Source organism: Bacillus sp. J14TS2, assembly GCF_018333015.1.
GTDB lineage: Bacteria > Bacillota > Bacilli > Bacillales > Bacillaceae_C > Lederbergia.
The window spans coordinates 40,609-50,330 of sequence record NZ_BORE01000025.1 but is presented as its reverse complement, the minus strand read 5'-3'; the positions used below and the strand labels follow the sequence as shown (position 1 = coordinate 50,330).

At 39.0% G+C, this 9,722-nt stretch carries 10 protein-coding genes and 1 tRNA gene; 7 read left to right on the top strand and 4 right to left on the bottom strand.

What is annotated here, in order from left to right:
* The first annotated feature begins 362 nt into the window (after positions 1 to 362).
* From KI375_RS25290 to pabC, 6 genes are all read left to right on the top strand, one after another.
* The gene (locus KI375_RS25290) at positions 363 to 1,301 is read left to right on the top strand and encodes a methyl-accepting chemotaxis protein (RefSeq protein WP_212976149.1); all 939 of its coding nucleotides are present in this window, start codon (positions 363 to 365) and stop codon (positions 1,299 to 1,301) included.
* Between the two features lie 89 nt (positions 1,302 to 1,390).
* Entirely contained in the window at positions 1,391 to 2,554 is a 1,164-nt protein-coding gene (locus KI375_RS25285) for a DEAD/DEAH box helicase (protein WP_212976148.1), read from the top strand.
* Positions 2,551 to 3,219 carry an HAD family hydrolase gene (locus KI375_RS25280; protein ID WP_212976147.1) on the top strand — a complete coding sequence of 223 codons (669 nt, stop codon included), beginning with the start codon at positions 2,551 to 2,553 and terminating at the stop codon, positions 3,217 to 3,219. Before KI375_RS25285 ends, KI375_RS25280 begins: the two co-directional genes overlap by 4 nt.
* Positions 3,216 to 4,616 carry an aminodeoxychorismate synthase component I gene (pabB, locus tag KI375_RS25275; protein ID WP_212976146.1) on the top strand — a complete coding sequence of 467 codons (1,401 nt, stop codon included), beginning with the start codon at positions 3,216 to 3,218 and terminating at the stop codon, positions 4,614 to 4,616. Before KI375_RS25280 ends, pabB begins: the two co-directional genes overlap by 4 nt.
* Positions 4,613 to 5,194, top strand: a complete 582-nt coding sequence (gene pabA / locus KI375_RS25270; protein WP_212976145.1) for an aminodeoxychorismate/anthranilate synthase component II — start codon at positions 4,613 to 4,615, stop codon at positions 5,192 to 5,194. The genes pabB and pabA overlap by 4 nt, the downstream gene beginning before the upstream one ends.
* Positions 5,195 to 5,196: 2 nt before the next feature.
* On the top strand, positions 5,197 to 6,048 hold the full coding sequence (gene pabC, locus KI375_RS25265; RefSeq protein WP_212976150.1) for an aminodeoxychorismate lyase: 852 nt from the start codon (positions 5,197 to 5,199) through the stop codon (positions 6,046 to 6,048).
* Between the two features lie 74 nt (positions 6,049 to 6,122).
* Here pabC and KI375_RS27730 read toward each other — a convergent pair whose 3' ends face one another.
* Both KI375_RS27730 and KI375_RS25260 read right to left on the bottom strand, forming a co-directional pair.
* A complete protein-coding gene (locus tag KI375_RS27730; protein WP_278253269.1) occupies positions 6,123 to 6,257 on the bottom strand; it encodes a hypothetical protein in 135 nt (44 codons plus the stop codon).
* A gap of 144 nt (positions 6,258 to 6,401) precedes the next feature.
* Positions 6,402 to 6,545, bottom strand: a complete 144-nt coding sequence (locus tag KI375_RS25260; RefSeq protein WP_212976144.1) for a hypothetical protein — start codon at positions 6,543 to 6,545, stop codon at positions 6,402 to 6,404.
* A 179-nt stretch (positions 6,546 to 6,724) separates the two neighbouring features.
* Between KI375_RS25260 and KI375_RS25255 the strand changes: the two genes are divergently transcribed.
* Positions 6,725 to 6,797, top strand: a tRNA-Arg gene (locus KI375_RS25255).
* 114 nt (positions 6,798 to 6,911) lie between these two features.
* On the opposite strand, the gene KI375_RS25250 is transcribed toward KI375_RS25255, so the two are convergent.
* Entirely contained in the window at positions 6,912 to 7,250 is a 339-nt protein-coding gene (locus KI375_RS25250; protein WP_212976143.1) for a YjgN family protein, read from the bottom strand.
* A gap of 920 nt (positions 7,251 to 8,170) precedes the next feature.
* Positions 8,171 to 9,528, bottom strand: a protein-coding gene (locus tag KI375_RS25245) for an IS3 family transposase (RefSeq protein ID WP_244853067.1) whose coding sequence is annotated in 2 segments (ribosomal slippage) — positions 8,171 to 9,057 and positions 9,057 to 9,528 — 1,359 coding nt in all. Because the reading frame shifts where the segments join, the coding sequence is not laid out codon by codon here.
* Positions 9,529 to 9,722: the final 194 nt, after the last annotated feature.

The window sequence follows — 9,722 nt, the reverse complement described above, 5'->3', positions numbered from 1 at the left end:
AATAAGCAAAATAGAATACATAAATCCATAAAAAGGCGTCTCTACATTTCAAAAAATGAAATAGAGTCGCCTTTTTCATTATAAATTTTTAGTTTTACTGAAAAATCATAAGATTTTCAGTGGCCTCCTGCCTAGGGGCTTGTTTTTTAAATTCATAGATACTATAGAATAGGTATAAAGTTTTATTTTATTTTTAATGAGACTTTACATATTGATATTTTGTATTTGTCTATATTCGATTGAATCATAGTATAAGGACTATTTATTACCGTAAAAAAAGATATTGAAACTTTCGAACTAAAGGTTACAAAAAAAGGTAATTATGTTATGATTTAGTTAAAAGGTCATGTGGGGGAAAAGCGATGTTTAAGACAAAGAAGAAAGATCAGCAACAAGTGAATACATTACTTGAAGAAATGGAACAATTAAGAAAATCCTATGAAATTAAAGAAGAAGAAGACCGAGATTGGTTTTTGAATATAAGGAATGAATTACAAGCTGCCATTTCACAGCATGAAAAAGTGAATTCTCAACATAGTCTATTGGAAGAGGTTATCTCTCAAATCGAGAATAGATTTAGCAATGTGTATGAGATTAGTGAACAATCAGCGCAAAAATCAAGCAATCTTTATGAAAAAGGCATGTCTTTAAAAAACTTTTCAAAAAAGAAAGTAGAGCGTTCTCAACAAAATGCTGAAGATGTAAAAAACACGGCTCAAATTATTCAGGAGTTGGGGAAGGAAATCGAATCTTCTGAGGAAAATATGAGTCATCTTAGTGAAAGATCAGTAGAAATTCAATCGATTGTCGATGTGATCGAGGATATCGCTTCTCAAACCAATCTACTCGCTTTAAACGCTTCAATTGAAGCAGCGAGAGCGGGGGAATCAGGAAAGGGTTTTGCAGTGGTAGCTCAAGAAGTACGAAAACTAGCTGAAAGTACAGCAGACAGCACAGCCAATATTCAAGCACTGACAAATGCGCTTCAAGAAGAAATTGAAAATGCACTGCAAGCGACAAAAAAGAGTTCAGGGCTCATTGAAAAAGGCATCCAAATGAGTGAAAAAGCTGCGCAAAATATAGAAGAAATGATGGACGTGATTCAAGACAGTCAATTAGATATCGGAGCGATGGAGAAAATGATTGAGGAGCAAAAGCAACTCACAGATTCGGTCAAAGAAGAATTAGACCAAGCGCGTACTCTGTTTACTAGTGCCCATGAGACTATTTTGGAACATATTGAAGATGCCAAAATTGTCGATGAACGATTGGAGAATGGTATTCATCAATTGAAACATTAAAAAAGCTGCCAACTATGGCAGTTTTTTTTATGGATTTTGTAGTATGATAAGATTCATGAACCTGTAAATTACAAAGGAGCACTAACTCGATGAAAAAAACATTCTTAGCAAATTTCAATGCGAATACACAAAAAATCTGGGACCAATCTAGTTTTACGGAACCAACGTCAATACAAGAGGCTGTAATTTCTTCCATTATGGATGGAGAAGATATAATCGCAAAATCCCCTACAGGAACGGGGAAAACACTTGCATATCTCTTACCGCTGCTCGAGAAGATTGATGAAGAAAACTCATCCATCCAAACGGTTATCTTAGCTCCATCACGGGAATTAGTCATGCAAATATATCAAGAAGTTCAGAAATGGACGAAAGGTACGGATATCAGAGGGGCTTCTTTCGTAGGCGGGGCCAATATTAAGCGGCAAATTGAGAAATTAAAAACACGCCCACAAATCGTAATCGGCTCACCTGGACGAATTTTAGAGCTAATTAAGCTAAAAAAACTAAAAATGCATGAGGTAAAATCGATCGTCCTTGATGAAGGGGATCAGCTTTTAAATGAGGAGCATTTGAATACAGTCCGGACGATTGTGAAGTCTAGCATGAACGATCGTCAATTATTACTATTTTCTGCGACTAGTATTAAAGAATCTGACCAGATTAAGGCGATGATTGGGAGAGAGCCGCAATTTATGACGGTTGGTCAAGTGCAATCGCAAGCTGTATATCGTACCGAGCATTTGTACTTATTAGCCGAGCCGCGGGATCGAGCCAAATTATTGCAAAAAATTGCTGCTATGAATGAGGTGAAAGCCCTTGTGTTTGTCCGTGATCGTGGAAATATGAATGTACTTTATGAAAAGCTAAAATATGAGAATGTCTCTGTGGGCCTTCTTCATAGTGAATTGAGTAAAAGGGAAAGAGAGCTAGCCTTAACCGCCTTGCGTAAAGGAGACATCACTTTATTGCTGGCCACAGATATTGCAGCAAGGGGTCTTGATATAGAGGGACTTACTCATGTGATCCATTATGATTTTCCGAAGGACTTGGATCAATACATTCATCGATCTGGTAGAACCGGTCGTATGGGGAATGCGGGAACGGTGGTTTCATTTGTTACACCAAGGCAAGAAAGGGAGCTGAAAAAGTTCAGCAAAGAACTTAAACGGCCGATCAAGTTAAATCGTGTTTATAAAGGGAATTTTGTTGAAACATCACAAAAATTGAAAGAGGGGAAAAGAGATAAATGATAAAAGCAGTGGTTTTTGATTTTGATGGTTTACTATTAGATACTGAAACTGTGTGGTATGAGTGTTATAAAGAAGTACTTGCTGATTATAAAGTAGAGCTGCCTTTGCCAGTCTTTGCACAGATCATTGGTACACACGATGATGCCTTTTATCAATATATGGTAGAGCAATTAAAGGGAAATGAACAAATAGAAGCAATTAATACTGCCGCTCTAGCGCTCCATAAAGAGAGAATGGCTACAATCGTCCTTCGAGAAGGAGTGAAGGAATTTTTAGAGGAAGCAAGAGCGTTAAATCTGCGTATTGGTTTAGCAACGAGTTCAAATGAAAGCTGGATTATGCCTTTTCTGAAGAAACATGAATTACTCGGTTTTTTCGAGACGATTCAAACAAGAGATCATGTCAAAAAAGTTAAGCCAGACCCTGAATTGTATATAAAAGCGGTCGAAGCATTGGGCGTAAATCCAGAGGAAGCCATAGCCTTTGAAGATTCGCTTAATGGCTCCATAGCCGCGAAAAGAGCAGGAATGAATTGTATTATTGTTCCAAACCCAGTGACAAAAGATCTTGAATTCCAAGAATTTGATGCCAGGATCGAAACAATGGGAGGGCAATCGTTAAGAACACTTATTGATGAACTCATGAGGGGACGGAATAGCGTATGAAGCAAACCAACCTTTTATATGAAAAAATCCCTTATTCAATAGATCGTTTTTTTAATACATATACGTCTCTCACAGCTGATTCAACTCATCATGTGCTTTTAGAGAGTGGGCGTGCTGGTAGATATAGTATAGCTGGGATCGATCCATTTGCTAAAATACAGGGCAATGAAAATTTATTAGAGGTTGAACAAGCCGGAAATACGAATATTTTAGAAGGAAAGCCCCTTGCAGAGCTTGAGAAGTGGATGAAGTCTTTTGCATTCTGCCCAGAGCCAGGACTTCCAGATTTTCAAGGTGGAGCAATTGGCTATATTAGTTATGATTATTGTCAGTATATCGAAGAATTGCCTAGTTTAGCAGAAGATGATTTGCAGCTCCCAATCCTTTATTTTCTAATATTTGATGAGTGGGCGGTCTATGATCATGAAGATAACTGCTTATGGTTGATGGTATTAAACCAAAAGGAAGCAGAAAAAAAGTTAGCGACGCTGAAACAAAGCTGGTTAACCGAAGCACTTGAAGAAGAAAATTCATTCGAACATTTCGAGATTGCTGAGCATGCTTCGTTTTCTTTTACAGAGGCAGAGTTTGTAGAGGCTGTGCAGAAGATTCAGGCCTATATTAGAGAGGGTGATGTTTTTCAGGTGAATCTAGCTGTTCGGCAATCTAGGCAAATTGGCATTTCACCGATCGCCATTTACAAGGAGTTAAGAAAGTTGAATCCTTCGCCATATATGGGGTATCTCCATACACCTGACTTCCAAATTATTTCCGGTTCTCCTGAATTGCTAATTCAAAAAAATGGACAACATGTGAGTACAAGACCGATTGCTGGGACAAGACCAAGGGGAAAAGATGACAATGAAGACCAAGCATTAGTCAACGAGCTTATTGAGAATGAAAAGGAACGTGCGGAGCATATTATGTTAGTCGATTTGGAAAGAAACGATCTTGGACGTGTTTGTGAATATGGTTCCGTTCATGTCGATGAATTTATGACAGTGGAAAAATATTCCCATGTGATGCATATTGTTTCTCATGTTAGTGGCCAATTAGCAGAAGAGCAGACAGTTTGTGATTTAGTCGAAGCGATGTTCCCGGGCGGTACGATTACAGGAGCACCGAAGATTCGTACATTGGAGATTATTGAAGAACTGGAGCCAGTCAAACGAGGGATTTATACAGGTTCGCTTGGTTGGATCGGTTTTAACGAAGATTTGCATTTAAATATTGTTATTCGAACGATGCTTGTGCGGGAAGGGATGGCCCATGTACAAGCTGGAGCAGGAATTGTGATTGACTCGAATCCTGCAGCAGAGTATAAAGAATCGCTGAAGAAAGCGGAGGCATTATGGAGAGCAATGGAATTAGCTGAGAAAAAGGAGAGCGTTCGATGATTCTGATGATTGATAATTATGATTCATTTACTTATAACCTTGTTCAATATTTAGGAGAATTAGGAGAATCGGTTGTTGTCAAAAGAAATGATAAAATCAGTCTAAATGAAATTGAACAGCTCTCTCCTCATTATATTGTGATTTCACCTGGTCCATGTACGCCAAATGAAGCTGGCATTTCCCTGGAAGTAATCCGTTATTTTTCAGGGAAGATTCCAATATTGGGAGTTTGTCTAGGACATCAAGCAATAGCTCAAGCCTTTGGGGGGGAAATAGTAAAAGCAAAGCAACTGCTTCATGGAAAGACCTCAGAAGTATACCATGATCAAAAGACGATTTATACCGAGGTACCGAGTCCCTTTCAGGCGACAAGATATCATTCTCTTATTGTTGAAAAAGAAAGTTTACCAGATTGCTTAAGCATCACTTCTTGGACAGCAAGTGAAGAGATTATGGGCATACGCCATACAAAATGTGCAGTGGAAGGTATTCAATTTCATCCTGAGTCGATTACAACAGAGGCAGGCAAGAAGTTGTTATTTAATTTCTTGCAAACCTATCAGACAGGAGTTGTATAATGATGTACATGTACTTCAATGGTGAGTTTATTCGGCAAGAAGAAGCAAGCATCTCCCCGTTCGATCATGGTTATTTATATGGCTTAGGAGTTTTTGAAACCTTGCGAACATATAAAGGGCATCCTTTTTTACTTGAGCAACATTTAGATCGATTAAATAGTGGATTGAGGCAACTTCAAATAGCGAGACAATTCAAGTATGCCGAAGTATTGGAGTGGATTCAGAAGCTATCAGAGTTAAATGCTTTGCCTGATTCCTATATTCGTTTCAATGTTTCCGCTGGTCCTGGACAGATAGGTATTCAAACAACTGCATATGAATCGCCGACCGTTATCATTTTTCAAAAAGAACTTCCGGTATTCAAGCCATTAAGAGAAAAAGAGATCATATTTTTAAAATTAACTAGGAATACCCCGGAGATGGACACACGTTTAAAATCGCATCATTTTATGAATAATGTGATCGCTAAACGAGAAGTAGGAGCTGATCCAAATAAAGAAGGGATTTTTCTGACAGAGAAAGGTTTTTTAGCGGAAGGAGTGACTTCAAATCTGTTCTGGATTGAAGACAATGTCCTTCACACACCTGCTGTTGAAACGGGAATCCTTAAAGGGATTACCAGAGAGTTTATTTTGGGACTGGCAGTCAAGGTAGGTTTAAGTGTGAAAGAAGGTTTTTATCAAAAAGAAGATCTGATTAAGGCAGAAGAAGTATTTTTGACCAATTCGATCCAAGAAATAGTTCCGGTGCAAAATTGTGAAGAGCACATCTTTTCTGGAAAGAATGGCACCTATACCAAACAACTTTATCACTTGTATCACCAGATTGTGGATCTGCATGTTTCAACTAAATAGATTACTAGACTTTAAGAACGAAGGGTCTGTCTGGAAAAAGTTTAACAGCCTTCTCTAAACAGACCCTAAAAAAATTAGTCTTTGTCATCTGGGGGACGATCAACTGTGTGAGCATCTTCTGAGTTGAGTGGACCACGTAAGAAATAAACGAGAAAAAGGGCAATTAACATAATCACAGCGATCATGCCAATGGCAACTCCTACACCCATTCTTATTCCTCCTCTTTACACAAAATTTGGAACAGAAGTAACACTCTTCATACCCATTAGTATTCCATTACCCTTTGAAAATATTCTAAAACTATAAAAAAATCACTTCTACTGTATGGATGACAATAGAAGTGATGATCGCAATTAGCTGGTATGTGTATATTTGTCAGGAACTTCATCTACTTTTGATGAATCATTAAAATTAAGAGTTTTAGAAATAAAGTAAGACAAGAATGAAGCGACTGTACCAAGAACAAGGACTAGTCCAATTAAAATTCCAAATTGCATTTTGAAATCCCCCTCTTATTTTATATATACATAGAAGACGTAAACGTCTTAAACTTGATAAGTTGTATATTAAACTGAGTCAAAAACTCGTTCAAATTCATTATATAATATTTAGGGCTTTTATTCAAAGAAACTTTGTATTATAATGGATAAGTCGTGAAAAATAGTGATGAAATTGTGGCTTCGTAGCTCAGAGGATAGAGCATTGGTTTCCTAAACCATGTGCCGCAGGTTCGATTCCTGCCGAGGCCGTCATGTAGAGGTAAGTGATAGCAAGGGTTACAGCGTTATGTGCTGCCCTTGCTATTTTTTGGTCGAAAAATCGTACTGATACGAATGAGAAGGCAATTTGTTCCAGAACTTTTCTTAATTAATAAATGTCGTATTACGAGCTTTCCAATCTTCTAATTTAATGAACACCCAAAAGCCATAAATCCCAAGAGTTATGATAGTGAAGAACCACCATTTAATCCAATGGCCAAATAATCCAATGGCAGAACCGTGAAATTGCATTCTCTTACCTTCAATAACAGTGTGATTGATTTTCCATCCATAGATCATAGTGATAGACCAAGGATAACAAATACCCAAAGTACAAGTAGTTACGAGTGTACCAAGAATAATCCAACCTATGTATTGTAGTAGGCCCCCATCGAAAAAAGAATTTCTACCCTTGTAAGTTTCAACCTTTTGAACTTGTGCCATTTTCACCCTCCAGCTCTCTTTATTTAAAAGCGGCCCGTTATTAGGACATAGCAAACAAATATTAACACTCCATTATATTTCGACATATTCCACTAATATCCTTCTTATTCATAAAAATGGCTGGTCTGGAAAATAAGATTATCTTGTTAATCGTAAAAAACTTACTGCGGAGAATAGTGTCGAAGGTCGCACTGGTATACAGATAAAAAGGGACTGCCCAATAAGTTTCTAAAATAAAGGAGGATTGTCTTGTGGCAGCCTTCACAGAAGGTCCGCCACTTTCAGGAAGTTGTGGGCCATTGCCAGGATGCCGAAGGACTAGCAGTTGTTGTAGGGGAATACAGGAAGCAACCGTTCACAGGCTATCTCTTCCAACTTTATCGGAAAAGCCGATTGTATGGGATACTCTTCAATAGCAGTCATCGGATTGCACAAAAAAATCGTTCCTTTGGATGTTGTTGTGGTAACTTCATTCTACTAAAGGAAGCGATTTTTTCTATTTATCTCGAATTAACTGGCAGTAAGCCCCCCCGCTTCAAGAATTCGAGGTAAAAACGAGAAATGTAAGTGGGGGACAACTGCCAGTAAATACCCGATTGGTTCGGGCCTGCAGGACGCAAGTCACAAAGGGCTTAGCTACGTATAGGATGTACTAGTACAGACGAAGCGACAGGACGTTGCGTTTGGGTCTGCCAACAGGATGTTGCGAATTTAGCCTTTGATCCTTAACGTTCAGTGGGGAATGAAAAACCCTCACTAAATGAAGTTTCACTTTATTCGCTTGGGAAAGCTCATCGATTTCCGTCCGCCTGCCTGGCCGTTGCTTGGAGTGCAGGGGCCGACTCCTGCGGGACAAGCATGGCCTTGAGATCCCGCAAGGCGCACAGTGCAGTGGACCCATAAAATTGGACACTCATTTCCTATACGGTTAATGTAAAGTTCTCTCGATAAGCCACTGGACTTTTTCGATTTAACTTTGATTTAATTCGTAAATGGTTGTAGTAATACATGTATTGTTTCAATTCTATTTTGAAATGCTCTATGCTGTCGAACTCCTGTAGATACAGGAATTCATATTTAAGTATTCCAAAAAAGTTTTCTATAACGGCATTGTCATAACAGTTCCCTTTACGGGACATACTCTGTCTTATCTTATTTCCCTTCAGCTTTCTTCGATATTGAGGCATACGGTAATGCCAGCCCTGATCAGAGTGGATCAAGAGCTTGTCACCTTTCTTAGTGGATTTCAATGCTTGATCCAACATCGTTTCCACTAAATCAAACGTGGGTCTGGCTTGAAGGGTATAGGTAATGATTTCGCCGTTAAAAAGGTCTAATACCGGGGAGAGATATAGTTTCTCCCCCAATAATTTAAATTCCGTTACGTCTGTCACCCATTTTTGATTGGGCTTTTCAGCCTTAAAGTTACGTTTCAAAATATTGCGGGCTGCTTTTCCGTATGCCCCTTTGTAAGATTTATATTTTTTGATTCGGACTATACATTGGAGCCTTAAATCTCTCATGAGACGCAGGACTTTCTTTCTGTTTATTTCGTATCCTTTTTCCTTGAGGACATCCGTAATACGGCGATAGCCATAGCGGCCCTTGTGTCGGTGATAGATGAACGTGATCCTTCTTTTCCACTTGCGGTCGGGATCTGGCTGTTTCCAGCTGTTCACAATATGGTAATAGGTGCTTCTTACCAGGTTGGCTACCTTTATCATCTTGATCATCGGAAATGCGTGCCTTAGTTCGAATATTACTTTCGCTTTGACTTTGTTGGTGATTTCTCTTTCTGAACTAAGGCTCTTAACTTTTTTAAATAGGCGTTCTCCATGCGAAGGTACTCAAGTTCCTTTTCCAACTCTTCTCTTGATTGGCTGGAAAGATCTGCGGAAGTATGTTTCTTTTGATTACGAGATGTCATAATAGATGGCCCCTTTTCTTTTGATTCAAGGGCATCTACTCCGCCTGTTTCCCACTTTTTCCTCCACCTACGGACCATACTGGGATCCGGGATATGGAAAAGGGCTGATGCCTCTCGAATGGAATAATTCGTTTCGTTCATGAATTGAATTACCCTTAGTTTAAAGGCTGCCGGATAATTTGTATAGGGAAAATCAAACGCTTGGTCTCCATGATGCCGAAATAACAATACCCAATAACGGATTGCTGATTCGTCAATGCCGGATTGCTTTGCCAGGTCACGATAACTAATGATTTCATTTTCATACCGTTGGGCTACTAGTAGCTTAAACTCATTACTATACTTGGACATTTTCAAGACCTCCTAATGTTGGATGGAGTGTCCAACATTAGGGGAGCAGCCCAACAGCGACTGAGGAAGCTCAAGCCTTGCCCCGCGGAAAGCGCGCCCCGGAACGGAAGATAACCGGAAACCGCACACCAACTTTTACATGCCTAGAAGAAGGGGTGTCACAGAAAAGCTCAGTTTTCACTGACTTTCTGGAT